This is a genomic window from Xanthomonas sp. BRIP62415, assembly GCF_003993515.1.
Taxonomy (GTDB): domain Bacteria; phylum Pseudomonadota; class Gammaproteobacteria; order Xanthomonadales; family Xanthomonadaceae; genus Xanthomonas; species Xanthomonas euroxanthea.
Genome location: NZ_QEZH01000018.1, coordinates 16,022 through 34,356 on the forward strand (window position 1 = coordinate 16,022; position 18,335 = coordinate 34,356).

Genomic DNA, 18,335 nt, shown 5'->3' on the forward strand with positions numbered 1-18,335 from the left:
AGGACCTTGTTCAGGCAGCCATGAGCGCGTGCCTGCATGGCTGACCGGCGTCGGCAACAGGTGGTCTGCGCCGATTGCCCCATGCGCTACAACGCGGCAAGCGCCTTGAACAATTCGCGCAGCTCGTACTTGTCGGTGTCGTCCAGGCCCTGCGCGCGCTGCTTGTCCTGCAGTTCGTCCAGGCGCTGCCGCAGCAATTGCTTGTCCAGTTGCGCGACCACGTCATGCAGCTCCATCGCCCAGCTGTGTTCGTCGCCGGGCAGTGCCTGGGCGGCCAGTTTCTGCAGCGCCACCAGTTCTTCGCGTTCGGCGAAGTGCTCCAGCAGCGCGCCGGTGCTGATTTCCGGGCGTTGCCGCACCAGCGCCAGCAGTTCCATCAACAGGTCGATGCCGGGCAGGCGCAGGCCGGAAAAATCGTGGTCGCCCTCCAGGCTCATCGCCAGCGACGGCCGCTGCAGCAGGATCGCGATCGAGGCGCGTACCAGGCTGCGTTTTTGCGTGGGCGCGCCCATGCGGGCAGGTGGCCGTGCCTGCGATGTAGACGCCTGCGCCGCCTGACTGACGCCCACGCCGGTCAGGCGCGACAGCTCCTGCTTCATCAGGTCGCCGAACGCGCCTTCGGGAATCTGTGCCAGCATCGGCTTTGCGCGTTCGGCCAGCCGTGCCTTGCCATCGAGCGTGTGCAGGTTGATCTCGCGCGACATCTCGTCGAAGAAGAACTGCGACAGCGGCGTGGCCTGCTTCAGGCGCTGATCGAAGGCCTGCGCGCCTTCCTTGCGCACGATGGTGTCCGGGTCCTCGCCATCGGGCAGGAACAGGAAGAACGCCTGGCGGCCGTCCTTCATGCGTGGCAGCACCGATTCCAGTGCACGCCAGCCCGCCTTGCGGCCGGCGTTGTCGCCGTCGAAGCAGAAATACACATCCGGCGCGTTGCGGAACAGCAGTTCGGCATGTTCGGGCGTGGTCGCGGTGCCCAGCGTGGCCACCGCCTGGGTGACGCCGAACTGGAACAGCGAGACCACGTCCATATAGCCTTCCACCACGATCAGCCGCTCGATCTTCTGATTGGCCTGGCGCACCTGCCACAGGCCGTACAACTCGCGGCCCTTGTGGAACAGCGCGGTTTCCGGCGAATTGAGGTACTTCGGCCCCGGGTCGCGGCCGTCGGCCGGCGCGCCCATGATGCGGCCGCCGAAGGCGATCACGCGGCCGCGGCGGTCGAAGATCGGGAACATCACCCGGTCGCGGAACTTGTCGTAGACATGGCCGCGATCGTTCTTGGAAAACAGCCCGGCGCGTTCGAGCACGCTCATGCGGCGTGCATCGGTGCCCAGCGTGTCCTTCAACGCGCTGTAGCCATCGGGGGCGTAACCGATCTGGAAGCGCGCGCGGTTGTCGGCATCCACGCCGCGGCCGTCCAGATAGTCGCGCGCGCGTTCGCTGCCCTCGAGCTGGCGCTGGAAGAACTTGGTCGCTGCCTCCAGCGCCGAATACAGCTCGCGGCTGTCGTCCTGCTGCTGCGGGCTGCGTTGCTGGGTCTCGCGCGGGATGTCCATGCCGGCGCGCTTGGCCAGCTCGTCGACTGCATCGAGGAATTCGAGGCGGTCGTAATTCATCAGAAAGCTGATCGCGGTGCCGTGCGCGCCGCAGCCGAAGCAGTGATAGAACTGCTTGGTCGGCGAGACCGTGAACGAGGCCGAGCGCTCGTCGTGGAACGGGCAGCGCGCCGAATATTCCTTGCCTTGACGCTTGAGCGGCACCCGGCCGCCCACCACCTCGACGATGTCGGTGCGGGCAAGCAGTTCGTCGATGAACGCGTCGGGGATGCGGGCCATCCCGCTAGGATATCCCAGCCGCCGGCGTGCGCCGGCGTCAGTGAGCGACGGACCTCAGCGAAGCGAAGCCCGCTGCCTGCGTATCCGCGGCAGCAGGCTTCGCAGGCGCCATCAACTGCGCGTCGGGGCAGCCGGCGGCTGCGGCGTGGCGCCAGGGTCGGCGGCGACCGGGGGCAGGTTGTCCGTATCCACGCCGGCCTCGCGCAGCTTGCGATGCGAGCGCACGCGCTCATCGATCACTGCCGTCAGCAGGGCGCCGACAAAGAACACCACCGAGGCGTAGTACATCCACACCAGCAGGATCACCAGGGTGCCCATCGATCCGTACGCGCTGCCAGGGGCGGCCCTGGCGATGTACAGGCCGATGCCGTAGCGACCCAGCGCGAACAGCAGCGCAGTGATCACGCCGCCGACAAAGGCCTGCCGCCAGTTGACGGTGCGGTCGGGCAGATAGCGATACAGGAAGGCGAAGGCGAGCGAATACAGCGCCAGGGTGGTGATGTAGCCAATCGCCGGCAGCACCGACGGCAAGCGTGCGAACACCACCTGCAACGCGGTGGTGGCAATCATCGACACGATCAACAAAAAGCCCAGTGCCAGGATCACGCCGAAGGAGAACACGCGCTTCTTCAGCCACGCCATCAGCCCTTCCAGGCGCTGCTTGTCGGTGCGGAAGATCAGGTTCAGCGCGTTCTGCAACTGCGCGAACACCGCAGTGGCACCGATGAACAGCAGCAGCGTGCTCCACAGTCCGGCCAGCGAACCCACGCCGGGTTGATCGGTGGCGTTGCGGATCACCGTATCGGCCACTTCCGCCGCGCTGCCGCCAGCCAGTTGCGCGATCTGCTGCACCAGCGCTTCCTGTGCAGGCGGATACAGCGAGGCGGTCAGCCACAGCAGCAGCACCAGCAGCGGTGCCAGCGACAGCAAGGCGTAGAACGACAGCGACGCGGCCTGCGTCATCACGTCGATCTCGAGAAAGCGATTGAGCAGTGCCATCGGCAGGCTGCGCTGCAGGCGGCTCAGGTGCTTTTGCAGGTGTTCGGTTGAGAGCTTCGTCACCGGCGTGGGAATCCTTGGGCATACCGTTGTGTGCGCAGGCGTCGTGAGGCGAAGCCGGCATGCGGAATGCTTCACCCGGGCCTGTGCTGGCGAAGGTGTTCTAACAGGGCGTGTTCAAAGATCGGGTGAAAGCGGGCGCTGGATGTTGCGCGTGTGCTGCCGTTGAAACGGCGCTGCAGCCAGCCGCACGCAGGCGGCTGGCTGCGGTGCCCTGGCCATCGGGCACAGGGCGCTGCGCAGGCGAAGACTCAGCCTGCCAGATGTTGCTTGACCAGCGTGGAGACCAGGCCCATGTCGGCCTGACCGGCCAGCTTGGGCTTGAGCGCGCCCATCAGCTTGCCGATATCGGCCGGGCTGCTGGCACCGGTCTGCGCGATGGCTGCCTGGATGGCAGCGACGATCTCGGCTTCGCCCATCTTGGCCGGCAGGTAGCGCTCGATCACCACGATCTCCTCGCGCTCGATCTGCGCCAGGTCGTCGCGTGCGGCGGCCTCGTACTGGGTGACCGAGTCCTTGCGCTGCTTGACCATCTTGTCGAGCACCGCGATCACGGCGGCATCGTCCATCTCGATGCGCTCATCCACTTCCTTCTGCTTGATCGCGGCATTGATCAGCCGGATCACGCCCAGGCTGTGCTTGTCGCCGGACTTCATGGCGGCTTTCATGTCATCGGTGAGCTGTTGCTTGAGGGGCATGGTGTAACTCCTGGGAGTGCGTGTGACAGATGTGCCGATGCGCCATGACGGGCGCAGTGCATCGGCAGGAAGTGGGGCTGTGCAGGACGTCCGGCTGGGCAGGCGCGGATGGCGGCAGCGATGCCGGTCGGCTCTGTAGCTGCGCAGAACGCGGCAGTCGCCTGGCATCGGACCAATACAAAAAGCCGGCGACGCTTGCGCGTGCCGGCTCTTGGGTTCCACTCCGATGGGCCGCGCCTTCAGCGCATGCCCGTCGGCAAGGAACCGCGTTCGATCAGTACAAGCGCTGGCGCTTGGTGACGTCGCGCGAGGAACGACGCAACTGACGCTTCACAGCAGCGGCAGCCTTACGCTTGCGCTCCTGGGTCGGCTTTTCATAGAACTCGCGCTTGCGGGTTTCGGCCAGCACGCCGGCCTTTTCGCAGGTGCGCTTGAAACGGCGGAGCGCAAATTCGAAGGGCTCGTTCTCGCGGACTTTAACGCTGGGCATGGGTTCTCCAGATAATGGGATTTCCGTCCGGGAGCCCCGGGCGGGTGCGAGCGGACTCGCGTGACGGAATTTCCGGGTTGCCCCGGCGAGCCGCGCATTATAACGACTTGCAGGCGGCCTGCAAGCCCCCTGCAGCATGGACGCGAGCAGGCCTGCTAAACCCTGCGCTGGCGCGGGATCGGTGGCGATCGGCCGGCAGCGCAGCAGATCGCCCCTGGCCGATCTGCGCAGGGCAAAAGCTGCGAAAATAGGCCGCATGTGCCTGCCTGCCGAGTTGCCGTGAAAGTTCTTGGGATCGAATCATCATGCGATGAGACCGGTGTGGCGGTCTACGACACCGCGCTGTCCGGGGTGCCGGCGCTGCGCGCCCACGCGGTCTACAGCCAGATCGCGCTGCATGCCGAATACGGCGGGGTGGTGCCGGAGCTGGCCAGTCGCGACCATGTGCGCAAGCTGCTGCCGCTGATCCGCCAGACCCTGGACGAGGCCGGACTGGGGATCGATGAACTCGATGGGGTGGCCTATACCGCCGGCCCGGGCCTGGTCGGCGCACTCCTTGTCGGTGCCGGCGTGGCGCGATCGCTGGCCTGGGCGCTGGATGTGCCGGCGATCGGCGTGCATCACATGGAAGGCCATCTGCTGGCGCCATTGATGGAAGACGACCCGCCGCAGCCGCCGTTCGTGGCGCTGCTGGTCTCCGGCGGGCACACCCAGCTGGTGTCGGTGAAGGCGCTGGGCCAGTACGCCGTGCTCGGCGAGACACTGGACGATGCGGCCGGCGAGGCCTTCGACAAGACTGCCAAGATGATGGGCCTGCCGTATCCGGGCGGGCCGCAGCTGGCCGCCCTGGCCGAAACCGGCACCCCTGGGCGCTACAAGTTCGCCCGGCCGATGACCGACCGGCCCGGGCTGGATTTCAGTTTCAGCGGGCTCAAGACCCAGGTGCTGCTGGCCTGGCGCGGCAGCGACCAGTCCGACACCACGCGGGCGGATATCGCACGCGGGTTCGAGGATGCGGTGGTGGAGACGCTGGCAATCAAATGCCTGCGCGCGCTGGATGCGGCCGATTGCAACACCCTGGTGGTGGCCGGTGGCGTCGGCGCCAACAAGCGCCTGCGTGCACGCCTGCAGGAGGCGGCGCAGCGGCGCGGTGGCCGGGTGTGCTTCCCGCGGCCGGCCCTGTGCACCGATAACGGCGCGATGATTGCCTTCGCCGGCGCACTGCGGCTGGAGGCCGGCGAGCGCGCCGACGCGGCGGTGCATGTGACGCCGCGTTGGGATATGGCTGGCTTGCCGCCGCTGGCGGCGGGGGAATCGGGAATCGGGAATCGGGAATAGTAAGAGCGCTATTTCGATTCCGTTCGCGCTGCCTTGTTGTTGCTTGTGCTTCTCACCATTCCCTAATCCCCATTCCCGATTCCCCACCTATGGACAAAGTTTTTATCGAAGGCCTGGAAATCGATGCGCTGATCGGCATCTACGACTGGGAGCGGCGCATCCGCCAGACGCTGCGGTTCGATCTGGAAATGGGCTTCGACAACCGCATTCCGGCCGCCAGCGACGATATCGCCGATACCTTGAATTACAAGGCGGTGAGCAAGCGGCTGATCGAATTCGTGCAGGCATCGGACTTCGGGCTGGTCGAGACCCTGGCCGAGCGCTGCGCGGCGATCGTGCTGGACGAATTCGGCGTGCACTGGCTGCGGCTGAAGCTGAGCAAGCCCGGTGCGGTGCGCGGCGCGCAGGCGGTGGGGGTGATCATCGAGCGCGAGCGGGCCCGCTGACGGCTACCGAGTGCTGCATCGGGCGGCGACTTCGAGCCATGCCGAGCCCCCTGAGATCCAACCGGCACCGGACCAGCGGTCCACGACCACGCGACCGATCCACCGCGCCAACGCGTGGTGCAACCGGCCCCTGCAAATCCCGGATCCCGCATTCCAAATCCCGACACTTGCCCCCTCGCGGTCGCGTCAGGCTAGAATTGACGGCCATGTAAACGTTTTCTCAAGGATCTCATGGCTGCTGATCGTATCGAAACCCTGATTGCCCAGATGACCGTCGAAGAGAAGGTCGGACAGTTGGGTGTGTTCGCCGACATGGTGCGGCCGTTCGCACCGGACGTGAATCCCGAAGCCAACGTGCTCAACGCCGACGAGGTGCTGCAGCAGGTGCGCGCGGGTCGGGTCGGCTCGCTGTTCAACGGCGTCGGCGCTGCGCTGGGCGCACAGATCCAGAAGGTGGCGGTGGAAGAAAGCCGCCTGGGCATCCCGGTGATCCTGGCGGCGGATGTGATCCACGGCATGCGCACGGTGTTCCCGATTCCGCTGGGCGAAGCGGCCAGCTTCGAACCCGAACTGGCCGAGCGCACCGCGCGCGCCACCGCGATCGAAGCGACCGCCGCCGGCCTGCACTGGACCTACGCACCGGCCGTGGACATCGCGCGCGACCAGCGCTGGGGCCGTGGCGCGGAAGGCGCCGGCGAAGACGTGGTGCTGGGCGCGGCGTTTGCCGCCGCCCGCGTGCGCGGCTTCCAGGGTGGCGATCTGAAGGCCGACGACTGCCTGCTGGCCACGCCCAAGCACTTCGCCGCCTACGGTGCGGTGGCGGCGGGCATGGAATACAACACCGTGGACATCGCGCCGCAGACCCTGCGCGATGTGCACCTGCCGCCGTTCAAGTCCGCCTTCGATGCCGGCGCATTGACCGTGATGTCCTCGTTCAACGACATCAACGGCGTGCCGGCCAGCGCCAACCACGAATTGCTGACCGAGATCCTGCGCGGTGAATGGCAGTTCCCCGGCGTGGTGATTTCCGATTACACCGCCGACATGGAACTGATTGCGCACGGCTATGCGGCCGATGAGCGCGATGCGACCAAGAAGGCGTTCCTGGCCGGCCTGGATCTGAGCATGCAGAGCGGTTTCTATGCCGCGCACCTGCCGTCGCTGGTGGAAAGTGGCGAGGTGCCGATGGCCACGCTGGATGCCAGCGTCCGCCGCATGCTGCAGCTGAAGGAAGCGATCGGGCTGTTCGACAACCCGTACCGCTCGCTGGATCCGGCACGCGAAGCCGATACCACGCATCTGCCCGCGCACGATGCGCTGTCGCGCGATGCGGCGCGGCGTTCGATCGTGTTGCTGAAGAACGACGGCGACCTGTTGCCGCTGAAGAAAAGCGGCCAGCGCATCGCGCTGATCGGGCCGTTCGTGCAGGACCGCGAGAACATCGAGGGTTGCTGGACGCTGTTCGGCGACAAGGACCGCTATGTGACCCTGGAGCAGGGCGTGCGTGCGGTGGTCGGCAGCGAGCATCTGACGGTGGTGCCGGGCTGCGGCCTGGAAGAGGCGCTGCCGGGTGGTATTTCCGCCGCCATCGATGCGGCGCAGGCCGCCGACGTGGTGGTGCTGGCGCTGGGCGAGCCGCAGCGGTTCAGTGGCGAGGCGCAGTCGCGCACAGAGATCGTGTTGCCGCCGGCGCAGCAGGCATTGGCCGAAGCCATCGCCGCCACCGGCACGCCGATGGTGGTGTTGCTGCGCAATGGCCGCGCGCTGGCCCTGAGCGGTGCAGTGCGCGATGCCGATGCGATTGCAGTGACCTGGTACCTGGGCACGCAGACCGGTACCGGCGTGGCCGATGTGTTGTTCGGCGACTACAACCCGTCCGCGCGTCTGCCGATCAGCTTTCCGCAGGTGACCGGGCAACAGCCGTATTTCTACAACCATCTGCGCACCGGTCGCCCGGAACTGCCGACGCTGTCCGAGTACAAGGCGCGCTGGCGCGAGATGCCCAACGAGCCGCTGTATCCGTTTGGCCATGGCCTGAGTTACACCACCTTTGCCTATGCGCAGCCGCAATTGAGCAGCGCGCAGCTTGGCTGGGACCAGACGCTGACCATCACCACGCGCGTCACCAACACCGGCCGCGTGGCCGGCGAGGAAGTGGTGCAGCTGTATGTGCACGATCGGGTGGCCAGCCGGGTGCGACCGGTGCGCGAACTCAAGGGCTTCCGCAAGGTGTTGTTGCAGCCCGGCGAAAGCGCGGACGTGACCTTCACCCTGGCGCGCGACGCGCTGGCCTTCACCAATCACAGGAACGTGTTTGGTGCCGAGCCGGGGGTGTTCGATGTATGGGTGTGCGCATCGGCCAAGAGTGGCGAGGCAGTGACGTTCGAGTTGCTGGACGCCTGAGCACACCCGGGCGTGGTGCGCGCGCTTGCGTAGTAAGCAGCGCGTGCGGCTATTGCACCAGATAAACGATGACGGACGTGGCCGAAGGGCGCACCGTCATCGGGTCACGGGTGACGCAGGCGCGTGACCGATCGGTGTTGCCACGGGTGCGTGGATTCTGCGTGCGCCGCGACATGCACCGTACCGGCTCGAACGTGGCCGGCCGCGAAAATCGTGGCCACCGCCAGCACGCGGTTGACGTGTGGCGGTGGCACGATCCCCTGGACGCATTTCCGCGCAATTACGCGTCGTTCTCGACCGCCGCCTTGCTCTTGGGCGTCAGCTTGAGCAGGCGCCCGGTGCTGCCGCTGGCTTCGTCTTCCAGCAACCACAGCGCGCCGTCCGGACCCTGTTCCACTTCGCGAATGCGCGCGCCCATGTCGTAGCGGGCCAGCTCACGTGGCTGATCGCCAAGGGACACCTGCACCAGCGCCATCGACGACAAGCCGCCGATAAAGCCGTTACCGCGCCATGCAGGGAACTGCTTGCCGCTATAGATCACAAAGCCAGCCGGCGAGATCACCGGAGTCCAGCTGATCTTGGGCGCGGCAAATTCCGGGCGGGTATTGTGGTCCGGGATCGGGGTGCCGTCGTAGTTGTCGCCGTTGGAGACGACCGGGTAACCGTAGTTGGCGCCGCGCTGGATCAGATTCAGCTCATCGCCGCCAAGCGGACCCATTTCGTGTTCCCACAAGCGCCCCTTGCCGTCGAAGGCCAGGCCGAGAATATTGCGGTGACCCAGCGACCACACCTGCGCGGCAACGCCGCCCTGTGCAGCGAACGGGTTGTCGGCCGGCACGCTGCCGTCATCATTGAGACGGATCAGCTTGCCGAGATTGGCTTGCATGTCCTGGGCCGGGGTGAACTTCTGGCGCTCGCTGGAGCTGATCCACAGCTTGCCATCCGGGCCGAAGGCCAGCCGATGCCCGAAGTGACCGTTGCCGGTGACCTTGGGATCCTGTCGCCAGATCACCTTCAAATCCGACAGCGTGCCGCCGCCGGTGCCATCCAGCGTGAGCTTGGCCCTTGCCACCGCAGCGCCGCGCGTATCGCCCTGCCCGGGTTCGGCGTAGCTGACATAGACCAGGCCATTCTTGGCAAAGCGCGGATGCGCCAGTACATCGCCGAAGCCGCCCTGGCCGCCGTAGGCCACCGCCGGAATGCCGGTAATGGCGCTCTTGCGTTTGGTCTTGAGGTCAAGCCGCATCAGCGCACCGCGTTTTTCGCTGACCAACAGGCTGCCGTCCGGCAGGAAGGTCATCGCCCAGGGTTCGTCAAAATCGGCAACGGTGGTGGCCTGGAACGGCCACTGCGCCTTGGGAATGGCGGCAGCCGGCGCGACGGCAGGCGCAGCACATGCGACGGTGGTGGTGAACAAGCTGGCCGAGCAGGCCAGGGCAAGCAGACGTCGGACAGACATGAGGTCCTCCAGGGGATGGGCGCAGTGACGTTGCAGCCCTCCCGCAACGTGTCCTGCGTTGGGTTTTCAACACCTTACACGACGCCGTCGGGGCCGCCCTTGTCGTAGATCACTCTCTGCGGAACGCGCTTATCCCGAAGCGTTGTTTCACCATGAAGCGAGTTTCGGTGGCTGCATCGCACTAGGGCCGCCCGTCCGGTGCGATCGCGTGCGAAAGGACACGCCCGATGTGGTGAGGCTGACAATGAGTGATGCATCGTGTTGCCAACGGTGAATACACATCCGCCGCCACTGCTGCGCGAGCTGGTGATACAACAACGCCACCTCGACGGTGGCGTTGTTGTGTTCAGGGCTTGGACTTGTTGTCGCCGGCGACGAAGTCAGCCGCATTTTCCCAGGCGCGCTTGACTGCGTGACGCGCCTTGCTCCAACTCAGGCCATTGGTGCCGCGGTTGGCTTCCCAATCGCGGTGCAACTCCGCTTCCACCTGGTCGTAGGCGCGCGCGTTTTCGCGGATACGCGCTTCGTGTCCGGCAAGGTAGGCGCCCTCGTAATCCTCGTAGCGGTCCCCTTCGGTGTAATACGATTCTTCGGTGAAGCGCTCGCGCCAATAGTTGGATACGTTCTGGCTGCGGTCTTCGTCCGGCGCACGGCCTGGAATCTGATACGGCACGTTCATGCTCGTCTCCGTGGTGAATGTACGCCCTAACCTAGGCGGGCGGGTGTTAAATCCGTTGCCATGGCGGGTGAGGGGGGCATCAAGACATGTCGGCGTCTGGCAACCGCTTGCCGGCCGCGCTGTGTGGCGCGCCGCGTCGTCGATGCCGGACGCGACGCATGCGAGGCTGCCAGTGCGTGCGCACGCATCACGTCGCAGCCGATGCGGCCTCATATGGCAGCGGCGTGGCGCCGGCGGCATTCAGGCTGGCCTCTGCGTGCTGCAGCGATGGCTCGTCGGCATCGATGATCACCAGCACGCGCCCTGCCTGAATTTCGTCCTCGAATTGGCGGCGTACCGGGTCGGGCACGGTGGCGCCGATCAACGCAGATGACCAGGTGCCGACCAGAGCCCCTGCCAGCGCCATGACACCTGCCCCGGCAATGGTGAGCCCGATCGGAGGCACGGCAATCGCGACCAGCCCGGCCACCAGGCCCGCAGCGCCACCGGTCGCTGCGCCGCGCGCTGCGGCGGGGAGAAAATCGGTCTTGGCATCCTTGCGCTCGTCGGGAATGCCTTCGAGTTCGATATCCGAACGGGCAATCAACGACAGCGCATCGTTGTCGATGCCGGCGCTGCGTGCGGCCTGCATGACGCGTTGCGCACTCTCGATATCGGGCGTGCTGTAGACACGGCGCAGTTTCATCGCAAGCTCCCATGCAGGTCAGGGCTGCAGCGTTGGACGCGCGCGGTTAGTCGTACGTGAGCGTTGCGCGAGCGTCCTGCGAAAGTGGCTATGCAGGCTTGCGCGGGAACAGGTAGATCACCCAGCCCACCAGCAGCGCCACACCGGCGGCCGCCAGGTTCTGCCAGCTGGCGCTGGCGAGCAGGCCCAGCGACAGCAGCAGCGCGGCGATGGGAATGGCCGGCCCGCCGGGCAGGCGCAAGGTGTCGGTGCGTTGCCGGTAGCGACGCGCCAGCACGATCACTGCCGCGGCCGTGCCGATATAGGCAAACAGCCGGGTGACCATCGACAGCAATGCCAGCTGCGTGAACGAGCCCGACACCGCCAGCGCCAGCGACAGCACGCCCTGGGTCAGCACCGCCGCTGCCGGGGTGTGGAAGCGTGGATGCACACGTGCCAGAAATGCCGGGCCGTAGCCGTCTTGCGCCAGCGCGAACAGAAAGCGCGGCCCGAGCATGACCGTGTTGCTGGTGGTGCCGAGGATGGAAATGGTGGCACCGACAGTGAGGATCAGTGCCAGCGCTTCGCCGCCGAAACGGCTTGCGGCATCGGCCAGGGGCGTGGGCGAGGCGGCGAGATTGGGCAGCGTGCCTTGTGCCACGACCTGGACCGCCGCATAGATCAAGGTGACGGTGACGATCATGGTGATCAACGCAAATGGCACGTCGCGACGCGGGTTGCGGTACTCGCCAGCGGCCGCAGGGATGTTTTCGAAGCCGGCATAGGCGAACAGCAGCAGCAAGGCCGCTTCGCCGAGATTGCCCAGGTCGCGCAGGTCCGGCGTGGTGCCGGCAAAGGCCCACGACCAGTCCACGTAGAACACGCCGATTGCCACGAACAGCAGCAACGGCACCAGCTTGCCGATCACCAGCGCAATGCCGGTACGTGCAGCCGATTTCACCCCGATCACGTTGATGGCGGTGAGCACACCCAAAGAACCGACGACCACCAGCAGGCGTGCCCAGTGATCGGTTGCCACGGTCGGCCAGAACCGCGCGACCGCGTCGGCCAGGCCGTTGCTCAATGCCGCTGCCGAACTGATGCGGGTGAGCCAGATCATCCAGCCGATCTGAAAGCCGACAAACGGGCCGAACGCCTCACGCGTGTACAGATAACTGCCGCCCGGGGTGTCGAAATAGCTCGCCGCCTGCGCGTAGCACAACACCAGCAGTGCCACTGCCAGACCGGCCAGCAGCACTGCCCACAGGCTCATCGGCCCGAGCAGCGCAGCGGTGGCCGCCGGCAGCAGGTAGATGCCGCTGCCGATGACATCGTTGATGGACAAGCCGACGATCTGCCAGCGGCTGACCACGCGGACCAGGCCAGTGGGGTCGGGTGCGGGAGCCGCGCTGCTCATCGGCCGACCTCCTTCAACTCGGGCAACTGCCACTGGGCCTGCAGGCGTGCGTATTCGGCACGCGGCAACAGCACGAACAGCGGTGTGTCGTCGGGCTTCAACCAGGCCAACAGGCGTTGCATATCGGTCGGCGCCATCGCAGTGCAGCCGGCGGTGAACTGGCCCGGCGTGCGCCATAGATGCGCGAAGATGCAGCTGCCGTGCCCGGGCACCGCATCGGGATTGTGCGCGATCACAAAGCCCTCGCTGTAGCGCGCATCGCCGGGATGTTGCAGGTCCAGGCGCATCGGTTCGCTCGACCCGGCCACTGCGGCCTCCCCGACCTGCGCGGCGTCGACGATACGGTTGTACAGCGGCGAGCTCGGCACATCCATGCAGTAGTGGGTGGCGCTCATCGCCTGGTACGGCATGGCGCTGTCGATCTGTTGGGCGTAACCGAAGGCCGGGCCGATCGCGAACACACCGGCCGGGCTGCGGCCGTCGCCTTCGCGCTTCTGCGGGCCTTGCGTCTGCTTTGGATGCAGGCCATCGCCCCAGGCGCTGCCGTGGCGCCCGAGCGCGACCGTAAAGCCCGGTGCGGCCGGTTGCCAGTGACCGTCCACACGGGCGAATGTCTGCAGGCGTGCCTGGGTGCTGTCCCAATCCGGCGTGGTCACCACGACCAGTGCGCGCGCCTGATTCAAGGCGTCGATTGGGCCGGCAGCGACGGCAAGGCTGCTGCAGCTTGCCAGCGCCAGCAGCGCAACGGATCGAAACACGGTGGCAAGGCGCATGCAGGCTCCGGGGGAATGGGTCTGGCAGGGTGAGCTGCGTTGAGTCGATCGGCTGTTGGCGGCGACAGTGCGGTGCCTCGACACTGCATTGCTGACCAACACCTTATCGCTACTGTACCCAGCAACGCAGCTGTGTAGTGCATGCATGCGCGATGTTCCTGTGCTTGGCGGGCCTTGGAGCGGCTGAGACCATTCGACAGTGCGGGTATGCACGGTTTCAGTAGGGCAACCGACGAACTCTCTGGTGCGGTGCCCTGGCCGTTTGCGGGACCGTGTGGCGGCATGGATGCCGCCACCGAGCCCCCACGGACGGATTCACGGCGTGTCCTGCGAGCGGCAAGGGCACCGCGCGCTCGACCGACCGACCGACGCGGCTTGGAAATTTCCAATGGCGCGTTAGCCCGGCAACAGCTCCAGCCCGCGGATGCGGCGGATCCCCAGGCCTGGCGAGTCGTCGATATGGATCCGGGCATCGTCGAAATGCACGCCGCCCTCGGTGGGATCGAACTGCCCGAGTGCAGGCGCATCCAGATCCGCCAGGGTGATGCTGTCGGCCTTGGCCACTGCCAGATGCACTGCCGCAGCCACGCTGATGCTAGATTCGATCATGCAGCCGATCATGCACGGCACGCCGTACACGGACGCGATATCGGCAATGCGGATCGCATTGGATAGCCCGCCGGTCTTCATCAGCTTGATGTTGACGATATCGGCGGCGCGGCGCTGGATGAGGTCGATCACCTGGATCGGCGAGAACACGCTTTCGTCGGCCATCACCGGCGTGTCGATCCGTGCGCTGACAAACGCCAGCCCGTCGATGTCCGCGGCCTTGACCGGCTGTTCCACCAGTTCCATCACGATGCCGGCGTGTTCCAGCGTGCGCATGGTGCGCACCGCCTGTTTGGGCGTCCAGCCCTGGTTGGCATCCAGGCGCAGCGATGCGCGACCAGCGACAGCGGCATGCATCGCCATGATCCGTTCGACGTCCGAGTCGCTGTCCTTGCCGACCTTGATCTTCAGCGACCGATAGCCGCGTGCGAGCGCCGAGTGCGCCTGCGCCACCATCACGTCGATGCTATCGACGCTGATGGTGATGTCGGTGGTGATGCGCGGCGTGCCGCCGCCAAGCGCCTGGTAGAGCGGGGTGCCGAAGCCCTGCGCCCACAGGTCGTAGAGCGCGATCTCCACCGCCGCCTTGGCGCTGGTGTTGCGCTCCAGCGCGTGTTGCACCAGCACGCATAGCCGGTTGAGATCGGCCACGTCCTGGCCGATCAACGCCGGGCCGATGCAATGGCTGATGGCGGCGATGATGGCGCCGTGCGTATCGCCGGTGATCGGCGCGGTGGCCGGCGCGGCGCCATAACCGATATGGCCGCTATCGGTCTGCAGCAGCACCACCACGTCCTCGATCGCCTGCACGGTGCGGACCGCTGTCTTGAACGGGGTCTTCAATGGCACGCGCAGCATGCCGAGGCGAAAGCCGGTGATCTTCATGGGGAGCCAATCGGTGCGATGCGTTGGATGCGGGTGATGTGATCGACGAACGGCGTGCCGTCGCTGGCGAGCAGGGGCAGCAGCGGGGTCACCGACACACCGTTCAAGCGCGCGCGCTGCACGCTGCCGGCCGCGTCGCGGTAATGGGCACCGGCCACATCATGGATCACCCATGGTGCGCCGTGCTCGTGTCCGATCACCAGCATCACATGACCGGGGATATAGATCAGATCGCCGACCTGCAGCCGTGCAAGTTGCTGCAGGCGCTGCGGCAGTGGCGCCTGCGTCTGGAACGGAACGCCGAGCAGTGCCGGACTGCGTGCCTGGTCGCCGGTATTGCGTGGCAATGCGATGCCCAGGCTGCGATACACATCCAGCACGAACCCACTGCAGTCGCGCGCATCGTAGTCGTTGCCCCAGCCATAGCGTTCGCCGAGGAACTTGAACGCCTGCTGCAGCAATGCCGCAGGCGTGGCCGGCAGCGGGCCAAGGCGCACGTCGGCGCCGCGCGGAATCAGTGCCGGCACCAGCTGCAAACGCCCGTCGCTGCCGCGCAGCGGCAACTGCACGACGTAGGCAGCCTGCGGCAGCTGCCCGTTGACCGGCTGTTGCGGCGGCCAGTCGCCGAGCAGCGGCACGCTGGTGCCCATGTCCAGCGTCAGTGCGGAAACGGCCGGCACGTCCGGGGTGTAGGCGCTCTGCACGCGTGCGCCGGTGACCACCAGCTGCGGGGGGCGGCGTGCGTAGTCCAGCACCTCGCGACGCGTGCCCAGGGCAATCCGGTCGGCAGCAATCCAGGCCGCATAGTTGGCCGCCAGCACGAAGTGCCATGCACCATCGGCGCTGGTATGCAGCACTGCCACCGGCGTGCCGGGGTAGAGCGCCGATTCCTGGAAGCGGTCGATATCGTGGTCGTCGGTGGTGCTGAACACGCGCTGCGCAGTGGGGAAGGTGCGCAGTGCCGCACGCTGCACCACCAGTGCAAACCGTGGCACGACCTGTGCGGGCAGTGCATCCAGTGCCAGGGCCTGGCGCAGCGTCGCAAGGCGCAAGGCATCGATGCTGCGCCCATCGCTGTCGTAGAGCGCACGCGTCGGTGTGGCCGACCGTACTTCGATGCGCGCGCGCACCTCGGCCGCGGGTAGCACCTCGGCCAGCTGCGACAGGTCGTGCATGGAGCTATCGTCGCGCAGCAAGCGTGCATTGAGGCCGGCAATCTGCGCGGCCGTCATGCGCAGCGTTTGCGCGTTGCGACTGCGCTGGATCCAGTAGTCGGCCGCCAACTGCGCATCGCTGGCCGTAAATGGCGCGGTGTGCGGCGTTGGAGTGGCAGGGTTTGCCGCAGCGGCACCGCAGGGCAGGCCGATGACCAGCAGCAACAACGTCAGCAGGCAGCGCGACAATGGCATGAAGAAGACTCTTGAGGGGTGCAGCGACTGGCAAGGCTTTTTACAGGGAATCACGACCGCAGGCGCGCGGACCTGCGCCGACCACGCCGGCTTGTAGTGTACGCATGCGCAAGTATCCCCGGTGCGTGTCGCATGGCGCAGCGGTGCCGTAAGGTCTGTCGGTCTCTGCGCACGTGCAGTCTGCCTGCCACCGGCCGCAGCCGCGTGCTGCACGCCATCGCCCCGCACAGCAGATAATGGGTGCATCGCATGCGCGGCCCATCAGGGCGCAGGCACAGCGCAGGCCTTTGTCGTTTCGCCAGGAGAATCCGATGTCATCTGCTTCCACGCTGTCGCCATCGCCCTGGCTACGCGCCACGCTGTGTCTGGTGGTGCTGTCATTGGGCGCGTGTGCGCATGCGCCGCAGCGCAACCCGCTGGCCCGGTGGGTGCCTTCGCCCAATTACGACGCACGGCGGCCGATCCTGATCGTGCTGCACTTCACCGACCAGCAGTCGGTGCCGCAGAGCCTGGGCACGCTGCGCGGGCGCAATAGCGGCGGTCGGGTCAGTGCCCACTATCTGATTGGCGAAGATGGCACACGCTATCAACTGGTCAGCGACGACCAGCGCGCCTGGCACGGCGGTGCCGGGCGCTGGGGCACCATCACCGACATCAACTCCGCCTCGATCGGCATCGAGCTGGACAACGACGGCAGCGAGCCGTTCGCGCCCGCCCAGATCGACAGCCTGCTGGTGCTGCTGGACGACCTGTGCACCCGCCTGCGCATCCCGCGCACCCAGATCGTCGGCCACGAAGACGTGGCCCCGACCCGCAAGAACGACCCCGGCCCGTTGTTTCCGTGGAAACGCCTGGCCGACGCCGGCTTCGGCCGCTGGCCTGCCGCCGATGCCCCTGCCGCGCCGGCAGGTTTCGATCCCTGGCAGGCGCTCGCCTTGCTCGGCTACAGCCTCGACGATCCCGCCGCCACCCTGCAGGCGTTTCATCATCACTACCGCAGCAGCGACGCCCGCATGCTGGATGCCGAGGATGTGCGCATCCTGCATGCGTTGACCGGGCCAGCGCTGCGGCAGTTGCAGCCTCCGGCGGTGCCCGTCGAACCGGATGCGCCTTAGCCATCCCGAGTGATCGTGTTGCATCACCTTACGAGCGCTACGTGTACTGGATCCCGACCCTATTCTTGGTAGCATCCGCTCGCCCAACCCTTGAAGGACGTCGTGTGATGAGGCTAGGAAAGACCGCCCTGTGGGCCGCCACGATCCTGATGGTCGGCGGCTGCACCAAGACACCCGACGCAACGCCCGGAGACGTGCAGGCACCGCCCTCGCAGAGCGCTCCTGCTGCTGTGCCAGCGGCGGCGAGTCCTGCCACGGTAGACGCCGAGGTGCCGGCGCCCGGGCATGTGCTTGCCGATATCTATGGGATGAAGGGCGACGGATCGGAGTCGTACACCATCGACAACGGCGCCTTGGCCAGCTTCTGGTACGGCTACCGCTTCGACCTTGGCGGCAAGCAGTACTACACCGGCTTCGCCAACGCGGGCCCCGGCAAGTACGGCAAATCCGAGGAAGAGGGCTCTCCGGACCCTGCCGTCGGCGTCAGCATCAGCCAGGCGACCTATGTGCTGGACGATGCCGGTGGCAAACCGGCATGGGTGCTGTTCCATGCGCAGCAATGGGCCGGCGATTTCGGCGGCAACGAGAAGGCCGACACGCTTGACCAGAAGCGCAAGCCGCAGCGCACCGAGACCAAGGATGGCCACCTGCTGCTGGCGCTGCCGACCACGCGCTTCGCCAATGGCGTCAGCAGCTTGGGTTTTGCGCTGTTTTCCTTCGATCCGAACAAGAACGACATGGGCGACTACAAGGGCTGGGTTTATCTGGGCACCGTGGCCACCGGCGAAGACAACAGCGCGGCCTGCGACGATGAGGGCAACATGAAGTGCGCGTCCAGCACCGGCACGCTGAGCTTCGAACCCGGCGGTGGGTCGATGCCGACTCTGCGTGTGGCCATGAGTGGCACCGCCATTGCCGGCCCCGGTAAGGTCCGCAGCCTCGGCGCCGCCGACGTGGTCACCTATACCTACGACGCCGCCAAGCACCAGTACACACCGCCGCTGGATCGCTGAGCCTTCTTGCGTGCCGATCTATTACGGCATACGGGATGCGGAA

16 protein-coding genes are annotated in these 18,335 nt (G+C 66.4%); 5 read left to right on the top strand and 11 right to left on the bottom strand.

The window, feature by feature from the left end; translation table 11 throughout:
• Window positions 1–86: 86 nt before the first annotated feature.
• The 4 genes from dnaG to rpsU all read right to left on the bottom strand — a co-directional run bounded on the left by dnaG (window position 87) and on the right by rpsU (window position 4,082).
• On the bottom strand, window positions 87–1,835 hold the full coding sequence (gene dnaG, locus EO141_RS05870; protein WP_127168722.1) for a DNA primase: 1,749 nt from the start codon (window positions 1,833–1,835) through the stop codon (window positions 87–89).
• A gap of 111 nt (window positions 1,836–1,946) precedes the next feature.
• Complete coding sequence (locus tag EO141_RS05875; RefSeq protein ID WP_104584127.1) at window positions 1,947–2,897, bottom strand: YihY/virulence factor BrkB family protein; 951 nt, start codon at window positions 2,895–2,897, stop codon at window positions 1,947–1,949.
• A gap of 248 nt (window positions 2,898–3,145) precedes the next feature.
• On the bottom strand, window positions 3,146–3,592 hold the full coding sequence (locus EO141_RS05880; RefSeq protein ID WP_119128052.1) for a GatB/YqeY domain-containing protein: 447 nt from the start codon (window positions 3,590–3,592) through the stop codon (window positions 3,146–3,148).
• Between the two features lie 274 nt (window positions 3,593–3,866).
• Entirely contained in the window at window positions 3,867–4,082 is a 216-nt protein-coding gene (gene rpsU, locus EO141_RS05885) for a 30S ribosomal protein S21 (RefSeq protein ID WP_002808376.1), read from the bottom strand.
• Between the two features lie 279 nt (window positions 4,083–4,361).
• On the opposite strand from rpsU, the gene tsaD reads away from it, so the two are divergent.
• The 3 genes from tsaD to EO141_RS05900 all read left to right on the top strand — a co-directional run bounded on the left by tsaD (window position 4,362) and on the right by EO141_RS05900 (window position 8,269).
• The gene (gene tsaD, locus EO141_RS05890) at window positions 4,362–5,420 is read left to right on the top strand and encodes a tRNA (adenosine(37)-N6)-threonylcarbamoyltransferase complex transferase subunit TsaD (protein ID WP_127168723.1); all 1,059 of its coding nucleotides are present in this window, start codon (window positions 4,362–4,364) and stop codon (window positions 5,418–5,420) included.
• An 89-nt stretch (window positions 5,421–5,509) separates the two neighbouring features.
• Window positions 5,510–5,866, top strand: coding sequence for a dihydroneopterin aldolase (gene folB / locus EO141_RS05895; RefSeq protein ID WP_024938857.1), 357 nt, complete (start codon window positions 5,510–5,512; stop codon window positions 5,864–5,866).
• A gap of 231 nt (window positions 5,867–6,097) precedes the next feature.
• The gene (locus EO141_RS05900) at window positions 6,098–8,269 is read left to right on the top strand and encodes a glycoside hydrolase family 3 N-terminal domain-containing protein (protein ID WP_115677780.1); all 2,172 of its coding nucleotides are present in this window, start codon (window positions 6,098–6,100) and stop codon (window positions 8,267–8,269) included.
• A gap of 280 nt (window positions 8,270–8,549) precedes the next feature.
• On the opposite strand, the gene EO141_RS05905 is transcribed toward EO141_RS05900, so the two are convergent.
• The 7 genes from EO141_RS05905 to EO141_RS05940 form a co-directional block, all read right to left on the bottom strand.
• A complete protein-coding gene (locus EO141_RS05905) occupies window positions 8,550–9,728 on the bottom strand; it encodes a PQQ-dependent sugar dehydrogenase (RefSeq protein WP_127168724.1) in 1,179 nt (392 codons plus the stop codon).
• Between the two features lie 346 nt (window positions 9,729–10,074).
• The gene (locus tag EO141_RS05910) at window positions 10,075–10,407 is read right to left on the bottom strand and encodes a hypothetical protein (protein ID WP_115677782.1); all 333 of its coding nucleotides are present in this window, start codon (window positions 10,405–10,407) and stop codon (window positions 10,075–10,077) included.
• 187 nt (window positions 10,408–10,594) lie between these two features.
• Window positions 10,595–11,092: a hypothetical protein gene (locus EO141_RS05915; RefSeq protein WP_104584121.1), complete on the bottom strand. Its 498-nt coding sequence runs from the start codon at window positions 11,090–11,092 to the stop codon at window positions 10,595–10,597.
• 88 nt (window positions 11,093–11,180) lie between these two features.
• Window positions 11,181–12,488 (bottom strand): APC family permease, encoded by a 1,308-nt coding sequence (locus EO141_RS05920; protein ID WP_104650020.1) that lies wholly within the window; start codon window positions 12,486–12,488, stop codon window positions 11,181–11,183.
• Entirely contained in the window at window positions 12,485–13,261 is a 777-nt protein-coding gene (locus tag EO141_RS05925) for a L,D-transpeptidase family protein (RefSeq protein ID WP_127168725.1), read from the bottom strand. The genes EO141_RS05920 and EO141_RS05925 overlap by 4 nt, the downstream gene beginning before the upstream one ends.
• Window positions 13,262–13,657: 396 nt before the next feature.
• Window positions 13,658–14,755: a dipeptide epimerase gene (locus EO141_RS05935; protein ID WP_127168727.1), complete on the bottom strand. Its 1,098-nt coding sequence runs from the start codon at window positions 14,753–14,755 to the stop codon at window positions 13,658–13,660.
• Entirely contained in the window at window positions 14,752–16,164 is a 1,413-nt protein-coding gene (locus EO141_RS05940) for an SH3 domain-containing protein (RefSeq protein WP_127168728.1), read from the bottom strand. The genes EO141_RS05935 and EO141_RS05940 overlap by 4 nt, the downstream gene beginning before the upstream one ends.
• A gap of 311 nt (window positions 16,165–16,475) precedes the next feature.
• Between EO141_RS05940 and EO141_RS05945 the strand changes: the two genes are divergently transcribed.
• Together EO141_RS05945 and EO141_RS05950 are read left to right on the top strand one after the other, a co-directional pair.
• Window positions 16,476–17,279, top strand: a complete 804-nt coding sequence (locus EO141_RS05945) for an N-acetylmuramoyl-L-alanine amidase (RefSeq protein ID WP_127168729.1) — start codon at window positions 16,476–16,478, stop codon at window positions 17,277–17,279.
• Between the two features lie 107 nt (window positions 17,280–17,386).
• Window positions 17,387–18,292: a hypothetical protein gene (locus EO141_RS05950; RefSeq protein WP_127168730.1), complete on the top strand. Its 906-nt coding sequence runs from the start codon at window positions 17,387–17,389 to the stop codon at window positions 18,290–18,292.
• The last annotated feature ends 43 nt before the right edge of the window (window positions 18,293–18,335 follow it).